We start from the raw sequence: 19,085 nt of genomic DNA, 5'->3' as shown, positions 1-19,085 counted from the left end.
AAGGGAATCACTTACAGATTGCGCGTTTTTCTGCTTTAAATCACTTGTCCTATCCAGTATAAAGCAGATGCAAGCAATAGAAAAGAAATGACTAAAACGACGTCCACGGTTTCGAACCTGCGTTTTTTTCTGCTTCTGTTTTGTTTTTTTCTTTTCCTGTGGTGATTCCCGATTTTTTGCTCCTGTCGAGGCGAAGCATTCTTATTTACAGTTTTTTCTTCTTTGGAAATAATATTCATCAGCCCTTGCCGCATTTTTTCCGCATCAGAATATTGACCAAACAATGCCTTTTTCAGCCATTGCCGGTAGGGGGCAAGCACGCGGGAACGCTCAATATAAGCCATTAATGTTTCCTTACCATCGCGTCCTTTTTCAAATCGCCGTTTATACGTTATATTCAATAAAACCATCCCGGCAGCAAACAAATCATAGGTGGGTTCAGCCTTACGGTCGCCCAGCCCCCAATAGCCGCGATCGAAAAATTCCGTATACTCTTTTACTGCTCGTCCAAGTACTGTCGTTCCTCCGACATCGAGCCACCGGATTCGATAGGGGGGACCGCCGACAACGATTAAGTTTTCCGGTTTCAGGTCACCAAAAACCCAGCCGGCGCGATGCAAACGATTCAAATCCCCCAAGAGTTGCACAAGAAGAACCGGCCCCCACTCTTTCCCGTGACGGTCGATATGCTGAAATAGTGTCTCCCCTTCTAAATATTCCATTACATAAAAAGGATACTTATCCCCTCCAACCATGACATCGTCGGCATCGATGAAAGAAGGTCCAAGTATTTGGCCTTGGACCTTGGCAAAATGCTTTAATACATTTACCTCGGAAGTGATCGACACATTATTATGCCCGACTTTAAGTGCGACAGGTCCGGTACGCGCATCCGCCAAATATACGATACCCGTTGCACCTCTTCCTAATGTTTTTCGAATGTCGTAAGGATTGCGGTGCCACTTTCCGAGGATCCTCGTACCGGCTGGGAGATCAGGAGCCTCGTTCTTCAAGATAGGATTCTTCTTCTCCACGGGAGATCAAGCTCCTTTTTTTCTTCCTGTCAAATTGGTTAAGTGCGGTTTTTAATGCCGGGGCGGTTGGGGTTATTCCACCGGTCGTTATTTTTTGGAACATGCCGGTTAATTGATCCATCCCGCGCGTCCATTCCCGTACAACGTCTGCATCGTGTTTCTTGCCCGGAAAAGCAAGTACTTTAAATTCATTGTCTCCACCCCGTGAGGCCATGCTAATCGATAAATCTTCCAATGCTTCTCGGACTGTTGGCAATTTGGTACGCATGCTGGCACTCGTATCCACAAGAATCACCACTTCCAAATGAACGATCTCTCCTATCTCATCGACAACTTCCATCACTTCGCCTCGTTTATCCGGCGGTAGTTCGTCCCATTCCCGATCTTTTCCCAAAATTTGTGACAACTCTTGATTGACCACCCCTTGCAGCGTTTGCGTCATTGCCTGCGTTGTCACCATTTGTACCGTTTGCGCCAATTGTTTCTTATAAACAATTTGATGGATACCGGCGCCGGCTAAAGCAATATTTTCAATTTCTATTTGTGCCTGTTGATTCATCGCTCCTTCTTCAAGCACACCAATGACGTTAACGGTTACCTGTTGCTCTCTTGCCAGCGCCGCAACTGCCGAAGGATCCCCACCTTCATTGGAATATCCGTCCGTGATGAGCAGTATTTGCCTTAATGTTCCTGTCCCCATACGTCATATCCTCCCTCGTTAGAACACTTGGCTTTTCGCCAAGGCTTTATGGAGAAAAGCCTTACCTGCCAAGTCAATTTGGTTATCACCATCATTGACGAATACGAGGGGAGTTATACTACGCTACGCATTTTTTGCAAACGGTTGTGCCCACCTCCCCATTGGAATCGTTGCCCATTTCGGGGTGTTACGACGTACCTTTGCAACGACAACGGTCATATCATCCGCGATGCTCCCTTCACTCATGCGCATCACCTCTTCGAGCAACACGTCCGCAATGATTTGCGGATCAACTGATTCAATTTCACGAATTAACCGTTTCATCCACCATTCTTTATTTTCAATCCAACGCGCACCATCGAATAAGCCGTCACTCATCATAACAAGAATATCTTCATCTTGAAGGCGTTCTTGTTTCATTTCAAAATTTGCTTCCGAAACGATTCCCATCGGTAGATTTCCGGCTTCAATCGAAAAGACCCGCTCTTTTCGTTTAACAAAACTCGGCATTGAACCAATTTTAAGAAAGTTGCTATCCGCCGTCTGCAAATCAATGATCGTTAGATCAAGGGTGGAGAACATTTCATCATCTGCCCGTAAAGATAATAAGGAATTCATGGATTGGATCGCCACCCCTTCGTCAATGCCCGATTTCAATATATTTTGCAACAACTGCAACGTTTCCGAACTTTCCCGATGCGCACGGCGGCCGTTTCCCATGCCGTCACTGATAGCTACTGCAAATTTTCCAAATCCCAGTTGCATGGCGGCATAATTATCTCCGGATATCCAAGCACCCCCCTGCGCTACCGTTGCCGATCCTGTATCAACCACGTAGGTCTTCGCTGACGCGAATGTAACCCGATTTTCAAATGCTGTTTCATCTATAACCTCCACAATAATATGGTCAGACAAGATTCCCGAAAGCATCGGAGCAATTAGCTTCTCCGCTTCTTCATGATTCATCCCATTCCCAAGTTCAATTTCAATATGAACATCCCTGGGGCTGAGATTAAAAATATCAACTTGTTCAATATTAAGCCCGGCATCAAACAGCGCAGCATAAATTTGTTCCTCCTGATAATGATGAGTTTCTTTTTCCTTTTGGATCTCCTTGGCAAATGCACCCATGACTTTAGAGACGCCTTGAAGTTGGTCAGCCACGAGGTTTCTGCTTTCTTCCATTTGCCGCGTATATAGCCGCCTTATTTCATGTGGCTCCCATTGCTCTTTCATCGTCCGAACAATGCGATCCGGATAAATGCAATGCCGTTTTAGCCGTTCATACGTCCGCGTCTCTACCTTGTCGGTCTGTTCAATGTCGGTCATAATGTTGCCCATGACATCATAAGTTGCATCAAAACGCTCCACCCAGCACTTTTCTTTCCGAAAGCATTTCTGGCAAGTATTCGCAGTAATATCAGCCAAAAAGCGATCTCCCTCCTCCTCCTCGTCATCCATCTGTTGATTTCGATCGCCCGGCGATGAAAAACTGGCGGATAACGTTTGAAATAAATCCGAGAATTTCTCCACACGCGAAGCAGTGACATCGCGAATTTTTCGGAGATATCGTTGTTGCTCGTTGGAATGTTCCATCGTTCCGGGGATATATTTCCCCATATAATCTGTTAGCCCTTTCGGTGTAAGTAAAAACAGCAAGACAGCGAGTCCGGACTCCATCACCGTAATGGCCGGATTGTTCATGCCGTTTCCGTACAAAGCAATTAAAGCTGTTCCAATCAGGATCCCCATGCTTACGCCAAGTTTCTTCCCTTCTTTTAACAACCCGCCGAGCAAACCGGCAAACGCGAGTAAACTCATATAGTACAAATTGGCTACCGCCGCCAAACTAAGCACAAGTCCCGTAACAACCCCAACGGTTGAACCAATGGCCGCCCCGCCGACAAGGGCAAACAGCAACACGAGGTAACGGGCGAGCACATGCTCTGCGCCAAGGCCGTAAACGACCCATCCGATCGCTCCGGTCATCACGGAAGCCAACAAGATGATAAAACAAATGATTTCCTCATTCTTTAACGCACGCTGTTTCTTGCGGACACCTAATAACGGCAAACTTTGCAAAAATATCATCGTCAACATGAGTGCAAGTCCCGCCTCAATCGTGGCCATAAACCAATGATATTGTGTCATGGACGCCTCTCCTACGCCTGTGACGGTAACCCTTGATGTTAGTGAAGCGAGGAAAACAGCCGCGGGTAGTGTCCATTTTCGATTTGCGCCTATATATTGTGCCACACGGTAGAAAAGAAGAAATAGCAATAAGCCGGCAAGAACATATGGAATGTTAAAGGTGAGCCCCCAGGCTGTTCCGGCAATCACCGCCACTGCTGCCAATACGGCTCTTTCTTTCTTCCAGGCAAAAATCGCGGCAAAAAAAGGAAGCGCAAAAGGGTAAAGATCCGATAAAATAGCGGCTCGTCCCAACATCACGCCCACCAGGAACAACAGCATGCCCCATTTTAGAAACACGACTGCCGAGCCTTTTCTTAAGGACTCTACTCCTTTTTTCCAAAGACTTTTTATGCGAGCCATCCAATCAGCCGCCCCCAGGGTTTTTCCTAGCTGATCTTGCACCGTTTCTTTTTGCAACATCTGCACCACCACCGTTTTTGTTTTCTTGGTAGTCGAGTATAGAGGCTTGATAGCGCAACGTTTGTCACAATACAGTTTTTATGATGAAAATCGTTCGACGACTTTCACAGATTGAGAAATTGGCTGTTCCTATCGGCGTTTTTGGATTGAAAATTAGCTTGGAGGAATTGGTTTTAGAACACGCGAGGCTGCGAACGAGGAAAGAATTCGCACATATTGTATCGATAAAACATGGATAAATGGAACTTCCGACAACGAAAATTTGGAATGCTGAAGCGTTCGACATTTCGATGGGGTCGTCCGAAATTAAATATTTTCCATAAGGCGGATGAAATGGGTACGGACCATCCTATTTTGGCTTCACACATATGCCCTCGGTCGATTTTGCATTTTGCATTAAAAAAAAGAGACCATCACATCGGGTCTCTGTACAATTCGCATTTATTCATTTGATGGTAGCGGCGGAGGGAATCGAACCCCCGACCTTACGGGTATGAACCGTACGCTCTAGCCAGCTGAGCTACACCGCCATAAAGCCAAGACCAATTATAACCATTGTTTTTTTTTAAGTCAATGGGATCCGCATAGTTTTTACGTTTTTTGCGCTGGACCGATTTTTTCGCCTTCGGCACAAAAACGTGACCGGGTTCACGCTGTGTTTTTTGCTCCTCCTCAACATTCCCCTTCACGAACCAACATCGCTTCTATCCGCAAATCATTCGTTTTTATGTCAAACAACCATTACGCGTTGCGCCCCCACGGAAAGAGGAAAAAGATGGTGAACTTATCGTGTTTTATTGCATTTGCGAATTCATTTGGCGCTCGTGCAGGGCTTTGAGTCCACCAAACCAAGTACTGAGGACTCATTTGGCTCCCCGGCAACGATTTGAGTCCGCCAAAATCAATCTCAAGGGCTAACCTGATATTGAATATCGGTGTTCCCTTTTCAAAGCGGAAGGCTTTTGAACAGTTCATGATACCACTAAAAGGAAAAATAAACCAATCACTGGTAGGCCGGCATCGATGTTGTGTCGGCCGCCGCTAAATCTGCGCGTGTGTCGTAAACAGGATCAATTCTGACAGTTAGAAAAACTTATCTTTTATCCTTTCCTAGAGGTAAACATGAATAAAATGCAAAAAGAGAGGCGGCCCTCTCTTTTCCATCTTTCTATACAGTTGAACACTTCTAGCGCCGCATTCTCCTTCAAAATCTACGATTTAGTGGGCGTTAGGCGCGCTTTTTATTTTTTATTCGTAATAAAAAATATTTCTAAAAGGACTAGTATCAGGAACAAATGTTTGCTATAATGTATCTATCGTATAAAGTACCGCCCAATGAAGAGGTACGGACTTTATATTCGTTCATTGATAATTGGATATATGGGGTTGTGTCGAAAAAGCGTTCGACACGTAAAATATCCGGCGTTTAAAACCCTTGTTAGAAATAATAAGGTTCGCATTGTAGACAAAAGTTTCTATGCTGCGAATAAGAACATTCCGGAACTTGTCTTCATTCATTAGCCTAAATCTGGCGCAAAACTTCCCGAAGGGAATGACAATGCGAGATAATGAGCTGTATTTAAGACAAGGGAGGCTCCATCAAAATCTTTGATTTAGGTGGAGAGGTTCACACAGTGTAAGTTATCGTCTCGACCCGCCTTTTTTGTCGGATTGTTTTCGGAGGGTTGCCAGATTCTCTTCGCTATCTTTAAGAAAACGGTTCATCTTATCTTCAAACGACACCTTTGGCTCCCGTTTTCTTCCTTGCTTGCTTTCTTGTGCCTTGCGGATCGATAGGCCGATTTTCCCGTCATCCCCGACTTTAAGCACCTTTACCGTAACATCATCCCCAACCTTTATGAATTCATTGATGTCCTTCACATATTGATCGGCGACTTCACTTATATGCACTAATCCCGTTTTTCCCTCCGGTAAATCTACAAACGCACCAAAGTGGGTGATGCCAGATACCTTACCCTGATACTTACTGCCTGTTTCAATCGACATTTTGCGAAATGCTCCTCCTTCATTATTTTTAAGCTTAAGGGTTCTTTTCCCCTAAAGTAGTTTAAGCATACACGATGATTATGTGACGGGTTGGAAAATCAGGGGCCGGTTAGTCATCGTCGCCTTCATCTTCATCCTCATCCTCAGGTAACTGGAAAAGCGTTTCCCCCGGTTTGGACATATAATAATCCTTGCGAGCGACTTCGGTAATGTATTCCTCATCGTTATAGTTCATGATTTCCCGTTCCAGATCGTTTTCATTCGCCTCGAGCTCTTCCAATTGCTCTTGCAGTTCGATTTTTTCGGCATTATTCGCTTGGATCATCCCGTATTGCGAAATAAGCCCGACGCCAGCGAAAACAACAACCATACTGGCCACAATCCCAATGACGATTAGTCGCCGTCTTAAACCGCGTTTGCGTCTTTGTTCTCTCATCGCAAGCCGTTCTCGTTCTTTGTCGCTCATTTTTTCCCTTTTTAATGGTGTAACCTTGCGGTTTGGGGGTGTCCCGGACATTTGCCTTACCTCCTCCTACGATTGCAAGCAAAACGATTGCTCATCTCCCGGAAAACCAATTCCTCAGACGCTTCCACCAACGAGTCACCAGCGAAACAACGCGGGGACCACCCACAAGTCGATACAAAGGCTGTAATAGCCAAAGGCCGGGTTGATAGAGAAGCCATCTTATGCTGCGGTAGACAATAATAAGCAATTGTTTCATTCCTTTGTATAACCATACCACAGGAGTCCATAAGAACAAATAGAAGATTTTCAAAATCATCGAATAAATTGTCTCTACGATTCTAATCAACACTTCCAGCACGCGTAAAAACAATGGACGGACAGTCTGCCAATATATTAAAAAACCTAGCAAGATTGATAGAAAAACATAGATTCGCAAATCTCCAAGATTCATTTGAAACAAAACATAGAAAACGAGGATAGCCTGTACGACCCAAAAGAGAAGATCGAATAACGCTTGTGGCCATTTTTTTTTGGCTTTACGCGGCAAACAGCGGTGATAAACATCAAGTTGGGCAGCAATAACAGCACCGGTCATCATCATGGCGAAAAACGTTTGGAACTGAACGTCAAGGGTCACTTGAACAACTTCCCGATGAAGCCTTTTGGTTTCCCTTGGCTCTGTTCATCGACGTAGATCAGGTCATCGATTCTGCCTTCGATCGAAACAAGACCTTCCTCCACGTTCAAGTTTTTCATATACAAGTCGTTCCCCCGCACCGATAAATAACCCATGACGGTTTCAAGTAAGAATTCCCGGCTGTCAAAGCTCTCCACTTCTTTGACACCGCTGATTTCCAACGTCTTTCGCCCTTTTATTACGATATCATGTTCAGGATTTGTGTTTTTATAGCGTTGGCTCGGCACATATTCGCTCATGATAATCCCCCCAAGATGGCATTCATTGCCGTTAGTTTATGCACCACGAAGGGAAAAAAGAACAAGCGTGAAAAAGCGCTTGTTCAGAGCGTTAAGAGCAGTCCCGGTTAATCATCTACTTTCGTTTCTTCCAGCGTCGTGTACAGGGATTCGGCTTTTCCTTTTTGCGCCGCGTTTTCCAGGCTTTCCACCCGTACTTTCACCGTTTTTCTTCCATAGCGAATCGTCACTTCATCGCCGGGTTTTACCTCCGTACCGGCCTTGACAACTTGTCCGTTCACTTGCAGGCGCCCTGCACCGGCCACTTCTTTTGCGACCGTCCGCCTTTTTATCAGGCGCGAGACTTTTAAAAATTTATCAATCCGCATGTCATCACCTTAGATTCCTTTCTTTTTTGCTTCGTCCCAATAGCGGTCCATTTCCGTTAAGTCCGAGGTTTCCGGTTTTTTGCCGTTTGCTTTTAATTGCGTTTCGATGTATTGAAAACGCCGGATGAACTTTCGATTTGTCATCAGCAATGCTTCCTCAGGTTGAATCTTGAAGAAACGGGCAAGGTTAGCGAGAACGAAAAGGACGTCGCCAAATTCTTTTTTCGCTTCTTCATCATTGTGTTCCGTCAAAGCTTCCTTCCACTCCGCGAGCTCTTCTTCGAGTTTTTCCCACATCGGCGCTTCTTCGTGCCATTGAAATCCAGCCTTTGCCGCTTTTTTCTGGAGTTCAAATGCTGACATCAGCGCCGGCATTGAACGGGGAATGTTATCAAGAAGCGAAGCCGGCGTTTGGTCTTTTTTCTCCATTTCCTTTATTTTGTCCCAACGTAATTCAACATCTTCGGCGCGATCTCCTTCTATCTTTTCATGAAAAACATGTGGATGGCGACGGATCATTTTTTCCGTTAAACCGGCAACGACATCTGCAATGTTAAAATAGCCTTCATCCTCACCAATTTGCGCATGCAGGAGCACTTGCAAAAGCACATCGCCGAGCTCTTCAATCAGATGGTCGTCATCTTCCTCATCAATCGCATCAAGTACCTCGTACGCTTCTTCAAGCAAAAATCGTTTCAATGTAAAATGTGTCTGTTTACGATCCCAGGGGCAGCCGTCAGGGCTTCGCAAAATACGAATGACTTCCCGAAGCCGCTTGAACGTATGGCTCAAATAGCTTTCATCCGGCACCGGCGGGACGTAAAGCACCGTAAGATTGCTAACGTTCATCTCCCGATCAAGCGCATAAAGCGGGAGTCTCGTCACTTCCTCCCCGGGGCTTCCCGCTGCTTCCACCAGTATCACCTCGTAGTCATCGGGAAAGTGCTCCATTAACGTCAGCTTCACTTCCGAAGCAATGAAGCCATCGTACAGTTGCGACAAAAACAAGTGCTGGGTTAACGAGAGATCATCCGCTGTAAAATTAGTCGCGTCAAGCAGTTGAAATCCATCATTCGGATCGATGCGAAGGGCGGAGAAGACAGGGTCCAAAAAACTGGCCCCACCGATAATGTTCACGCTCACCCTGCCCTCGGCTTCAGCAGCCAGCAAAAGCTGAACTGTCTCTTCCGCGACGAGCGGATGGCCGGGGACGACGTAACGGACGCCTTCCCCGGAGGACCCCGCGGCCGCGCCGAGCAACGTCTCCGCGATTTCCTCGTAAATCGGCGAAAATGATTCATGCGCCTCGTAGATGCCATCAAAAGCCTCAAATTCCAACCCCTCGGATTGCAATTGAGCAATTACAGGATGGTGAGTTGTGCGTGCGTATACCATTCCCCCGTCTTTTAAACGATTGTACACATCCAACGTCAGTTGTCCAAGGCTTCCCGGACCCAATCCAATAATTTCAATTTCAGGTTTTATCGTATCATTCACGAAGTAACGCCCCTCTTTCAATCTCTAACTTCCTGACGAACAGTATAGCACATCCGGAAACAGCGGTTAAAAAATAGCGCAACATCGGGAAGCTCGATGGTGACAAACAATACGGCCGGAATAAGCAGTCACGCTCAAGGGGAATGCAATGCTTTCTGAGCATAAAAAACCCCGATAGAAACGCAACAGCAATCCTATCGGGGGGCACGAAAGTTGCCGATATGGGTTATTTTTCGTTTTGTTTATCTTTATTTCTCGCCTCTCCGACCGCATTTTGCGCATCGCCCTTCATTTTATCTTTCTTTCCTTCCGCTTGCATTTTTGTATTATCCATCGCGTTCCCTATTTGATCTTTTGTTTCACCTTTGGCTTTACTGACAACGCTTTTCATCTTTTCACTAATACTCATCGTGGATCCCTCCTTATTTATGCCATAACACATGCTGATATTTTTTAAACAGACATTTTTGACATTAGGAAGCCTTTAGCGACATTATGAAGGAAGGAGCATATCTGAGGAGGCAAAAAATGAGCATTTATACAAGAACCGGCGATGATGGGGGTACGGGCATTGTCGGGGGACGTACCTCAAAATCAAGTGTACAAGTCGAGGCTTACGGAACCATCGAGGAAGCCAACAGCTTCATCGGAGTGGCGGCCGCATTATTAACGGAAAAAGAAGCCGATATCAAAACAGCACTCGTAAAAATACAACATGAACTTTTTGATTGCGGAAGCGATTTAAGTTTTAAGGATGACATTAAAAAAACGATCGCTTACAAAGTAAAAGAAGACACTGTAAAGGCCCTCGAGGAACACATTGATTTCTATAATGAAGGAGCGCCCGCGTTGGAACGTTTTATTTTACCCGGGGGCACACCGGCTGCGGCCTATCTTCACACGGCACGTACGGTTATCCGACGGGCGGAACGACGGGTGGTTCAGCTAGCAAATGAAGCGTACATTAACCCGTGTGTACGCCAATATCTAAACCGTTTATCCGACTATTTATTTGTCATTTGCCGCGTCGTAAATGCCCGCGCCGGGCAAAAAGATATCGAATACGAACGCGGAGAAAAAGTATTTAGGAACGTTGGCCGTGGAGAAGAATGATAGGCAGACTGCAAGAATGATTTAGGATGCATAGTGGGGGTTTTAGGCTTCATGAGCGTTCCATGCCGACCGAATCGAGCGATTGATGAAGAATTCGGGTTGCATGGGCGCTCCACGCCTGTCATCGTCTTACACCCTTGGATTTACATTCGTTGAAAACTTCTGTGTTTTATCTAAAAATAAAGCCACCCGCTCGGGAGTGGCTTTTGCTAGATTACGTCGTCACTTTCTCTTTCTCAAAGGTAAGCTGCGGTTCAATAGGTTTGATCCCTTCCCGATTTGCGAGGAATTCCGGACGCTTTGACGCATTGCCGAACGGTTCTTCCAGCTGGTTATGGATGGAATTAAACACGAAGAAAGCATTGCTTCTCGGTAATGGGGAGATATTGCCGGCGGAACCGTGCATGGTATTGCTTTCGAAAAAAAGGACCATGCCCGCTTTCCCGGTGGCCGTTTCAATGCGCTTTCCTGCTTTTTCAAACAGTTGCGTCAAACTATTCTGATCAGGAATGCCTAGCTCTTGTTTTTGCAAGGATTGTTCATAATTATTCTCCGGCGTTTCACCCGAACAGGACACAAACCATTGATGGGATCCGGGAATTAGCATTAAAGGTCCATTGTATTCATAATTATCGGTTAATATGATTGAGCAACTTACCGCTCTCGGCTTCGGCATCCCATCTTCTACGTGCCAAGTTTCAAAATCCGAATGCCAATAAAATTCTTTGCCGCTAAAACCCGGCTTGAAGTTAATCCGAGATTGATTGATATATACTTCACTGCCAAGCAGTTGACGTGCAGCTTTTACAATGTGCTCATTGGAAGCCAGTCTGCTAAAGAAGTCATTGTTTTTATGCACTTCGAAAATGGATCGGACTTCATCGCCTTCCGGTTCGGTAACGACGGCATCCGACTTTTCTCCTTTGGCATTTTCCAGTGTTTGTTTCAGTTGTTCAGCCATAATTCCTACTTCATCTTCCGAAAACACATCGTTTAGCATGAGAAAACCGTTTTTTTCATAAGCGTCGAGATCAGAAGCGTTAAGCGGTCCATCAAACTGCCCTCGATTATGAATGACCGGATCTTCGCGCTTCATCAGCTTAGCTTCACTTCCTACCCTGGATGGATAAAAATCTGTACGCATCTGAAACACTCCTTCATTCATTCGTTCGTTTCGTTTGATTACCTTTCAATATCCATGTTAACGACTAAGATCTATAGGCGCAAACGACTTATAAACGATGTCCCGCTTCCTATCAAAATCAGAGAAACTGTGAAATTTTGTGATCAAAATCACCGCATTTTTTCAGCTTATTGCTTTTTCTAGCACTAGCTCATGCCCCTCTTTTTTATCTTCATCGTTGTGTAATTATTTTTTATCATATATAATCCATATATACTAGGTTTAAAGAATTATTCGGAGAGGGAATGAAATGAAACATATTACAAATGAACTTTTATTAAAGTCATACGAGTTAGCGAAAGACAATAATTTCGATCAAAATTTTATATTGTTGCTTGAAACGGAAATTCGCAAACGTGCGGAACATACACAAACGATTTTGGCCAAGCAATAATAAAGCGCCCAGCAAGGCGCTTATTTTTCATGCTCGGATACTTCTACCGAGATGACGTGCTCCTTATAAAAAGAAACACCGTTTTTGTTGTACGTACCGCTTTCTCCCATAAATTCGTTCTTGACTTCATTTTCATTTTCGCCTTCTTCTTCCACATGAATCACATGCCCATTTTTCAGCGAAACTCTAACATCAAAGGTTGGCAACTTTCTCATCCTTTCCATTTTAGAAAACTGGGCTTTTCGCCAAGCTTTTATGGCGAAAGCCTTCGTTGCACTTATGTAGGTAAGAAAGTTGATTTTTACTTTCTTACCTACCAAGATATCATTATTTACCCATATATAGCATTCGTCAAACGCTTCATGATCCACTCGTCCGCTGGAAAACTTTTGATTTCCTCACATTCCCTCTTCCCAAAATGAATAATGGTATGATATTATCGCATTGTATCATGAAAGTAAATCAATCGCGCTAAACCTTATAAAAAAAGAAAGGGGATTAAAAAAAGAAATAAGTACGATCTTCTGTTTCTTTGTATATAAATAGTAAGAATAATTAAAGAAATGAAGGGGGATTAAAATGCTCATTTATACAAAGGGTCGCGAGCTTATCGAGAAGGACCTGATTGAACAGGAAAAGACAAAAGCAGATGAGAACAACCAGGTAGAAGAAACGCATGAAATAAAAACGGCGGAACCTAAACGCCAGAAAAAGACATTCAGACGCTTTTTCCGCAAAATGTAAAATAAGCATGATGAGGTGGACTCAGTAACTCTAATAAGCTGACCCATACGCAGAACATTTCCTTCACAGGCACACTGGTTCTACCTCATCACCCATATGATTTTTTATTATTTAAATGTCTTAATATTTTTAAAATAAATGCCGAAAGTGAAGCAGGCTCCAAGGCGAGCCTGCTTCACGTATGATATTTGGGTTCAATCATTATGTCATGATGCTGGAACAGCCGGCGTCTTATAACGAGTCTCCGGCTGCTTTTTTTGCCTATAAAATATAAGAAGCCAAGTTTGAACAGGGCTCATAGCGACATTTATTGCTCCATCTGTCTCGCGAGAAATCCGGCAGCAGTCTCAATGAGTGTCCGGGCAACTTGTTCATCCGGAGCTTTGTCTTTAGCCACCATGACAACCGCTCCAATCGGGTCACCATTTGCAATGATCGGAGCAACCACGTACCCTTGCATTGCATCACGATGGTCGCTGACAAGGTTATATTCTCCATGTTCAAATTCTGCCATCGTTTGTCTTTTGTTTACTGCTGACTCCACGACATCACCAATACTTTTGTGGGCGTAATCTTTCTTGGATCCTCCGGATACGGCAATGTAAGAGTCACGGTCGGCAACGAGAATCGGATGCCCCAAACTATCATACAACGCTTCAGCATATTCCTTCGCAAAATCACCGAGTTCGGAGATCGGAGAGTATTTCTTTAAAATTACTTCCCCATCCCTGTCGACAAAAATCTCCAATGGATCACCTTCACGTATTCGAAGCGTTCGCCTTATTTCTTTTGGGATTACCACACGGCCCAAATCATCAATTCGACGGACAATACCTGTAGCTTTCATGCTGATGCCTCTCTTTCCTAGATGAATTTTCTTTTAATGACCAAACTTGCCTGCTTTACGTGATTACTGGTAGTATCCGTCATCCAAAAAAGAACTATTCACCCATCATCAAAGAAATTTAACATACGGGCACCACCACTGGCAAAATCAACATTTATCTGTATGGCAAAGGAAAGGTGACGAACCCGGAGCAGATTGATGTGATGGAAAAAGTGCAGGAAACGTCGAATGGATGAATGGCCGGTCCCTTGCAGCGTGGCTTGCACTCTTTTTGAGGGACGACAACGGAATTCCCGCCCCTCTCAAAAGAATTCGCATCGATTTCACAATCGTGTAACGTACAATGGGGCTTTTGGCATTCATTATGCGATTACACGGCTCCATTCACGAAGATACCGACTCTGACATATAATCTTTCCGTACTTCCGGAATCCTGGCAAGAATTCGTTCAAGCAAAGAGACGTACACCGCTGAGGATAAACGCTTGGCATGGATGATCAGCTTAATTTTCTTTCCTTCAGTTCCGACAACGACATCTCTGCCCAACTCATTGGCGAATTTAAAGAGCAAGGCTCCGTCGATGACGTTGGATGTTTCCTCCGAGAGCATGATCGTGCATTTGCCGCTGTTTTCCGATATAGCCTCTACCCCTTCCTGTTGGGCAAACAGCTTTATTCTCGAAATGGAGAACAAGGAACGAACTTCATCCGGATATTCACCGAAACGATCGATCATTTCATCGTGTAAATCGTTTAAGTCATCAAACGTCTCTACGCCGCGAAAACGTTTGTACATTTCGATTTTTTGTTTGGCGTCTTTAATATAGTCTTCCGGAATATAAGCTTCCACTTTCACATCCAGTTCAATATCGGGATGTTTCGCTTCCGCTTTTTCCGGTATACCTTTACGATTATCAATCGCTTCTTTCAGCATTTGCGAATACATGTCAAAACCTACGGAGTCAATATAGCCATGTTGCTCGGCTCCCAACAAGTTTCCGGCTCCCCGAATCGATAAGTCCCGCATGGCGATTTTAAAACCGGACCCAAGCTCTGTAAATTCTTTAATTGCTTGCAAGCGCTGCTCCGCAACTTCTGTAAGCACTTTATCCCGCTGATAAGAGAAATAGGCGTAAGCGACTCGATTCGAACGACCGACCCGTCCACGGATTTGATACAATTGGGAAAGACCCATACGATCCGCATGATTGATAATTAAGGTGTTAACGTTCGGGATATCCACACCGGATTCAATGATCGTTGTCGTTACCAATACATCTTTATGCCCCTCGAGAAAATCAATCATGACCGCTTCCAATTCTTGCTCCTGCATTTGGCCATGGGCATAGGAAACTTCGGCCTCGGGAACGAGCATGGAAATCTGCTCGGTCATTCGCTCAATATTATCTACACGATTGTGCAAAAAGAACACTTGCCCACCACGGCTTAATTCACGTTCAACTGCTTCCTTGACGAGCGACGGATTATATTCCAACACATACGTTTGCACAGGAAAACGATTTTCCGGCGGAGTTTCGATAAGAGATAAATCACGTACCCCGAGCATAGACATATGAAGAGTTCGCGGAATTGGTGTCGCAGTTAGTGTAAGCACATCAATATTGGCGCGCAATTGTTTGATTTTTTCTTTGTGCGTCACACCAAAACGTTGCTCTTCATCGACGATCAGCAAGCCGAGATCCTTAAATTGAACGTCTTTGGACAGCAGACGATGGGTCCCAATCACCAAATCGAGTCCGCCGGTTTTTAAAGAACGGAGGGCTTCCGTTTGCTGTTTGCGCGTGCGAAAACGATTAAGAAGCCCGATATTGAGAGGATAATCGGAAAAACGTTCGGAAATTGTGTCAAAATGCTGTTGGGCAAGAATCGTCGTCGGGACGAGCAACGCCACTTGTTTCCCATCCATGATTGCCTTGAAAGCGGCGCGGATGGCAACTTCCGTTTTCCCATAACCGACATCTCCACATAAAAGTCGATCCATCGGACGTTCCCGCTCCATGTCTTCTTTTATTTCGTTAATGGCTTTTAACTGATCTTCTGTTTCCTGGTAAGGAAAGGATGCTTCAAAATCCCGTTGCTCTTGGGTCTCCGTCGAGAAAGCATATCCTTGTGAAGCCTCACGCTCCGAGTACAGCTTGACGAGATCGTCCGCAATATCCTCAACGGACGACTGCACTTTCCGCTTGACTTTTTTCCAACTTTGCCCGCCTAGTTTATAAATCTTCGGGTCTTTATCTTCAGAACCGACATATTTTTGCACTTGGTCAATTTGTTCGACTGGAACGTACAGTTTGTCATTTCCCGCATAAGAAATATGGATATAATCTTGATTCAATCCATTCACAGCCAGTGTCTCCACACCTAAGTACTTGCCGATTCCATGATCAACATGAACGACAAGGTCTCCGACGTGTAGCTCGGAATAGCTCTTAATCCGTTCTGCATTCGATAATTTTTGTTGTCGACGTTTACGAGTCACTTTCTTCGTAAACGTCTCCCGTTCAGTTACGATGGCAAGTTGATCGAAGGGCAGTTCAAAACCATTGTGTAAATCCCCTTCCATGATATATGCACGCCTACTTTGCAATTCCGTATCACGCGACACCCATTCCGCGTCAATCTCATAGTCGCTTAGGATATGTTGCAAACGGCGGCCACGCTCTTCATCGGCAGCAACAAAAACAACCGTAAAATCCCCTCGCATCCATCGTTCCATCTCTCCCTGCAATACAGGCATCTGTCCGTGAAATTGTTGCATAGCTTTACAATTTACATTAACGATGTTTTGCGGTTGAGTAGCCGGAACACTTCGCAAAAACAATGAAAAATAAACGATTTGCCGTTGAATCGCCTGCAGTACATCTTGGAAAGATTCGGACACACGTATGCCGTGCGGAGCATCCCCTTGTTCTAATAACGCCATTTGCCAATTCGCTTCTTCTTGATCCAATTGTTCTGCCATTTCTTGAACACGGCTAATCTCATCGATCAATACGAGCGCATTCTCCGGCAAATAGTCCACAAGCGTGTTTGCTTCCGTATAAAAATATGTCATGTATTTGTACAAGCCTTGAAAGCGGATCTGTTCGTTTAACAGATCGCGCTCCCGTGACAATTTTTGTTGTAATAGATCCTTTGTTTCCGCTTCTTTTACCTGTTTAATGGTCTCGTCCAAATTTGCATCCAATTTCTCATACGCTCGTTGCCAGTGTTCATCAAATAAAACGACCTCATCTGCCGGGCCGATCTGAACGTGGCTTATTCTTTCCAACGAACGTTGATCTTCCGCATCAAAGTAACGAATGGATTCAATTTCGGTATCGAACAAGTCAATGCGGAGCGGATGCTTTTCGGTTAACGGATAGACATCAATGATTCCGCCGCGCACACTAAACTCCCCCGGAGCGGAAACCATGTCTGCGCGTGCATACCCCATTGAGGCAAAGCGCTTTAACAAATCATTCACGTCCAGGTCATCTTGCTCATGAAGGGATAGTTGGCTTTTTCCCCAAACCGTTTTTGGCGGCAACAATCGTCTAAGTCCCGCCATTGGTACGATAATCACCCCTTGAAAATCAGTAAAAAGCGCATTCATGACTTCCAGGCGTTGTGCCCTCATCTCCGGGCTGGCAACTGCAATTTCCGCGGATATCAACTCGTTCACGGGGTATAAATATACATTGTCCTCTCCAAGCAAATCGTTTAAGTCCTCTTGCCATTTTTGCGCTTGCAATAAATTATAGGTGACAAGCACTTGCGGCTTTCGCCCCAAATGATAAAGCGCAGATGACAATATCGTTTTTGCCGAACCGCTTAATCCCGTCAACAGTTGTTCGTGTAAACCGTTTTCCAAGCCTTCCTCTATGCTTTGAATATGCTTATTTTCCATCAACTTCTGTGTAATCGCCTTCATGAGCACGACTCCTCCCCTGCTACAACTCATTTCTTTTCAGTATGGCGAGATCGAAACCACATGATGATTCACTCATCTATTTTTCAAACTATTCTTAAACGTATCTTCCCGTGAATATCCCGGCGAACAGCCGAAAAAGCTCTGGAGAACGTCCAAAGCCTTTCGTTCGCGTCATCTAATGAACCCAACGTTTCTGTTCATGAAGCTCGGGGTTTAAAGCTGTTGCTTCGTGGCAGGATTCACAAAGAATGTCCATATGAACATGCCCTGCTTGATCCACATGTATCATTTCTTCTTGTTCTTGCCGAGAGAGGACATCAAACCCGAGATCCCTGTGTTTTGCTTCAGATGTTGAAATTGTGCCCATCTCTGTTCCGCATTGCCTGCATTGATAATAAATGGCCATCACCAACCGCTCTCCTTTCCGTTCACACTTACGCATAGTGTCAACGATTGAAAACGGAGATATACTATTTAGAAGTGGGAAGTGAGAGGTTGGAGATGAGGAAAAGAAAACCCTCAACTTAATTAAATTGATTCATGACGAAATCGAAATCTTGTTCCAACCAAGTTTTGCAAGCTTTTGTGGCATGCCGACGCACCTGCTCGATTTCGGAAAGCTCTTCTTTGTTAAAACGATCAAGCACATGCGCCGTTACCGACTTTCCTTCGGACGGGCGTCCGATGCCGATTCGCGCGCGATTAAACGTTTTCGTGCCCATATGCTCGATAATGGAACGAAGGCCATTGTGTCCTCCATGTCCACCTGTTTTTCGAAACTTCACCGTTCCGACAGGTAAATCAAGTTCATCATAGATGATGAGGATATTCGCGGGATCAATGTCAAAATAATTGGTAACTGCTTGAACCGATTGACCCGAGCGGTTCATATACGTTAATGGTTTCAATAACGAAATACGCTCGCCATTAATGGTCACTTCATTATATTCCCCGTGAAACGTCTTATGTTTTTTTAGCTTGATGTTCAATTCTTTCGCGAGATCATCCATCACCATAAACCCAATGTTATGACGGGTCTTCGTATATTTTAACCCGGGATTGCCGAGTCCAACAAGTACTTTCAAATGTAAACCTCCTTTAAAGGAGCAACAGGAAAAGGTTAGAAGAAATAGTGTTCGAAGACTTGGCTTTTCGCCAAGCTTTTATGTGAAAGCCTTCGGCGCACTTATGCAGATAAGCAAGTTGTTTTATACTTGTTTACCTGCTTAAAAAAGGCATAACCTTTAGGC

At 44.7% G+C, this 19,085-nt stretch carries 19 protein-coding genes and 1 tRNA gene; 3 read left to right on the top strand and 17 right to left on the bottom strand.

What is annotated here, in order from left to right:
• Positions 1 to 35: 35 nt before the first annotated feature.
• The 11 genes from HUG20_RS00500 to HUG20_RS00450 form a co-directional block, all read right to left on the bottom strand.
• Positions 36 to 1,013 (bottom strand): serine/threonine protein kinase, encoded by a 978-nt coding sequence (locus tag HUG20_RS00500; RefSeq protein WP_200086813.1) that lies wholly within the window; start codon positions 1,011 to 1,013, stop codon positions 36 to 38.
• Entirely contained in the window at positions 994 to 1,734 is a 741-nt protein-coding gene (locus HUG20_RS00495) for a VWA domain-containing protein (RefSeq protein ID WP_200086811.1), read from the bottom strand. Before HUG20_RS00495 ends, HUG20_RS00500 begins: the two co-directional genes overlap by 20 nt.
• Before the next feature lie 123 nt (positions 1,735 to 1,857).
• Positions 1,858 to 4,347, bottom strand: a complete 2,490-nt coding sequence (gene spoIIE, locus HUG20_RS00490; protein ID WP_246476481.1) for a stage II sporulation protein E — start codon at positions 4,345 to 4,347, stop codon at positions 1,858 to 1,860.
• A gap of 453 nt (positions 4,348 to 4,800) precedes the next feature.
• Positions 4,801 to 4,877 (bottom strand) — tRNA-Met (locus HUG20_RS00485).
• 1,111 nt (positions 4,878 to 5,988) lie between these two features.
• Entirely contained in the window at positions 5,989 to 6,354 is a 366-nt protein-coding gene (locus HUG20_RS00480) for a S1 RNA-binding domain-containing protein (protein ID WP_200086809.1), read from the bottom strand.
• 109 nt (positions 6,355 to 6,463) lie between these two features.
• Positions 6,464 to 6,871 carry a septum formation initiator family protein gene (locus HUG20_RS00475; protein WP_246476480.1) on the bottom strand — a complete coding sequence of 136 codons (408 nt, stop codon included), beginning with the start codon at positions 6,869 to 6,871 and terminating at the stop codon, positions 6,464 to 6,466.
• 40 nt (positions 6,872 to 6,911) lie between these two features.
• Positions 6,912 to 7,457: a spore cortex biosynthesis protein YabQ gene (yabQ, locus tag HUG20_RS00470; RefSeq protein WP_200086807.1), complete on the bottom strand. Its 546-nt coding sequence runs from the start codon at positions 7,455 to 7,457 to the stop codon at positions 6,912 to 6,914.
• Positions 7,454 to 7,756: a sporulation protein YabP gene (gene yabP / locus HUG20_RS00465; protein WP_200086805.1), complete on the bottom strand. Its 303-nt coding sequence runs from the start codon at positions 7,754 to 7,756 to the stop codon at positions 7,454 to 7,456. Before yabP ends, yabQ begins: the two co-directional genes overlap by 4 nt.
• A 107-nt stretch (positions 7,757 to 7,863) precedes the next feature.
• Positions 7,864 to 8,124 carry an RNA-binding S4 domain-containing protein gene (locus HUG20_RS00460; RefSeq protein ID WP_200086803.1) on the bottom strand — a complete coding sequence of 87 codons (261 nt, stop codon included), beginning with the start codon at positions 8,122 to 8,124 and terminating at the stop codon, positions 7,864 to 7,866.
• Positions 8,125 to 8,133: 9 nt separating this feature from the next.
• Entirely contained in the window at positions 8,134 to 9,621 is a 1,488-nt protein-coding gene (yabN, locus tag HUG20_RS00455) for a bifunctional methyltransferase/pyrophosphohydrolase YabN (RefSeq protein WP_246476479.1), read from the bottom strand.
• Between the two features lie 226 nt (positions 9,622 to 9,847).
• Entirely contained in the window at positions 9,848 to 10,030 is a 183-nt protein-coding gene (locus HUG20_RS00450; protein WP_200086801.1) for a CsbD family protein, read from the bottom strand.
• A gap of 119 nt (positions 10,031 to 10,149) precedes the next feature.
• On the opposite strand from HUG20_RS00450, the gene HUG20_RS00445 reads away from it, so the two are divergent.
• Positions 10,150 to 10,734, top strand: a complete 585-nt coding sequence (locus HUG20_RS00445) for a cob(I)yrinic acid a,c-diamide adenosyltransferase (protein WP_200086799.1) — start codon at positions 10,150 to 10,152, stop codon at positions 10,732 to 10,734.
• Positions 10,735 to 10,948: 214 nt separating this feature from the next.
• Here the strand turns inward: HUG20_RS00445 and thpD are convergent, their stop codons facing one another.
• On the bottom strand, positions 10,949 to 11,878 hold the full coding sequence (gene thpD / locus HUG20_RS00440) for an ectoine hydroxylase (RefSeq protein WP_200086797.1): 930 nt from the start codon (positions 11,876 to 11,878) through the stop codon (positions 10,949 to 10,951).
• A 289-nt stretch (positions 11,879 to 12,167) separates the two neighbouring features.
• Here thpD and sda point away from each other — a divergent pair, with 289 nt between their 5' ends.
• The gene (gene sda, locus HUG20_RS00435; RefSeq protein ID WP_200086795.1) at positions 12,168 to 12,311 is read left to right on the top strand and encodes a sporulation histidine kinase inhibitor Sda; all 144 of its coding nucleotides are present in this window, start codon (positions 12,168 to 12,170) and stop codon (positions 12,309 to 12,311) included.
• 20 nt (positions 12,312 to 12,331) lie between these two features.
• On the opposite strand, the gene HUG20_RS00430 is transcribed toward sda, so the two are convergent.
• Complete coding sequence (locus tag HUG20_RS00430; RefSeq protein WP_200086793.1) at positions 12,332 to 12,682, bottom strand: hypothetical protein; 351 nt, start codon at positions 12,680 to 12,682, stop codon at positions 12,332 to 12,334.
• A 208-nt stretch (positions 12,683 to 12,890) separates the two neighbouring features.
• Between HUG20_RS00430 and HUG20_RS00425 the strand changes: the two genes are divergently transcribed.
• Complete coding sequence (locus HUG20_RS00425; protein WP_200086791.1) at positions 12,891 to 13,055, top strand: hypothetical protein; 165 nt, start codon at positions 12,891 to 12,893, stop codon at positions 13,053 to 13,055.
• 307 nt (positions 13,056 to 13,362) lie between these two features.
• On the opposite strand, the gene spoVT is transcribed toward HUG20_RS00425, so the two are convergent.
• The 4 genes from spoVT to pth all read right to left on the bottom strand — a co-directional run bounded on the left by spoVT (position 13,363) and on the right by pth (position 18,920).
• Positions 13,363 to 13,902: a stage V sporulation protein T gene (gene spoVT / locus HUG20_RS00420; protein ID WP_281392478.1), complete on the bottom strand. Its 540-nt coding sequence runs from the start codon at positions 13,900 to 13,902 to the stop codon at positions 13,363 to 13,365.
• Between the two features lie 384 nt (positions 13,903 to 14,286).
• On the bottom strand, positions 14,287 to 17,835 hold the full coding sequence (mfd, locus tag HUG20_RS00415; protein WP_200086789.1) for a transcription-repair coupling factor: 3,549 nt from the start codon (positions 17,833 to 17,835) through the stop codon (positions 14,287 to 14,289).
• 175 nt (positions 17,836 to 18,010) lie between these two features.
• A complete protein-coding gene (locus tag HUG20_RS00410) occupies positions 18,011 to 18,241 on the bottom strand; it encodes an anti-sigma-F factor Fin (protein WP_211199996.1) in 231 nt (76 codons plus the stop codon).
• Between the two features lie 118 nt (positions 18,242 to 18,359).
• Positions 18,360 to 18,920, bottom strand: a complete 561-nt coding sequence (gene pth / locus HUG20_RS00405; protein WP_200086785.1) for an aminoacyl-tRNA hydrolase — start codon at positions 18,918 to 18,920, stop codon at positions 18,360 to 18,362.
• Positions 18,921 to 19,085 lie beyond the last annotated feature (165 nt).

The organism is Salicibibacter cibi, assembly GCF_016495865.1.
Lineage (GTDB): Bacteria > Bacillota > Bacilli > Bacillales > Marinococcaceae > Salicibibacter > Salicibibacter cibi.
The sequence above is the reverse complement of the archived record's forward strand: the minus strand, read 5'-3'. Positions and strand labels throughout refer to the sequence as shown.

Coding starts and splice junctions, on each gene's coding strand:
- HUG20_RS00460 (WP_200086803.1), bottom strand. CDS start 8,124: ATGCGGATTGATAAATTTTTAAAAGTCTCGCGCCTGATAAAAAGGCGG.
- spoVT (WP_281392478.1), bottom strand. CDS start 13,902: ATGAAAGCTACAGGTATTGTCCGTCGAATTGATGATTTGGGCCGTGTG.
- mfd (WP_200086789.1), bottom strand. CDS start 17,835: ATGAAGGCGATTACACAGAAGTTGATGGAAAATAAGCATATTCAAAGC.
- thpD (WP_200086797.1), bottom strand. CDS start 11,878: ATGCGTACAGATTTTTATCCATCCAGGGTAGGAAGTGAAGCTAAGCTG.
- HUG20_RS00480 (WP_200086809.1), bottom strand. CDS start 6,354: ATGTCGATTGAAACAGGCAGTAAGTATCAGGGTAAGGTATCTGGCATC.
- HUG20_RS00495 (WP_200086811.1), bottom strand. CDS start 1,734: ATGGGGACAGGAACATTAAGGCAAATACTGCTCATCACGGACGGATAT.
- HUG20_RS00425 (WP_200086791.1), top strand. CDS start 12,891: ATGCTCATTTATACAAAGGGTCGCGAGCTTATCGAGAAGGACCTGATT.
- HUG20_RS00475 (WP_246476480.1), bottom strand. CDS start 6,871: ATGTCCGGGACACCCCCAAACCGCAAGGTTACACCATTAAAAAGGGAA.
- sda (WP_200086795.1), top strand. CDS start 12,168: ATGAAACATATTACAAATGAACTTTTATTAAAGTCATACGAGTTAGCG.
- HUG20_RS00445 (WP_200086799.1), top strand. CDS start 10,150: ATGAGCATTTATACAAGAACCGGCGATGATGGGGGTACGGGCATTGTC.
- HUG20_RS00410 (WP_211199996.1), bottom strand. CDS start 18,241: ATGGCCATTTATTATCAATGCAGGCAATGCGGAACAGAGATGGGCACA.
- HUG20_RS00450 (WP_200086801.1), bottom strand. CDS start 10,030: ATGAGTATTAGTGAAAAGATGAAAAGCGTTGTCAGTAAAGCCAAAGGT.
- spoIIE (WP_246476481.1), bottom strand. CDS start 4,347: ATGTTGCAAAAAGAAACGGTGCAAGATCAGCTAGGAAAAACCCTGGGG.
- yabP (WP_200086805.1), bottom strand. CDS start 7,756: ATGAGCGAATATGTGCCGAGCCAACGCTATAAAAACACAAATCCTGAA.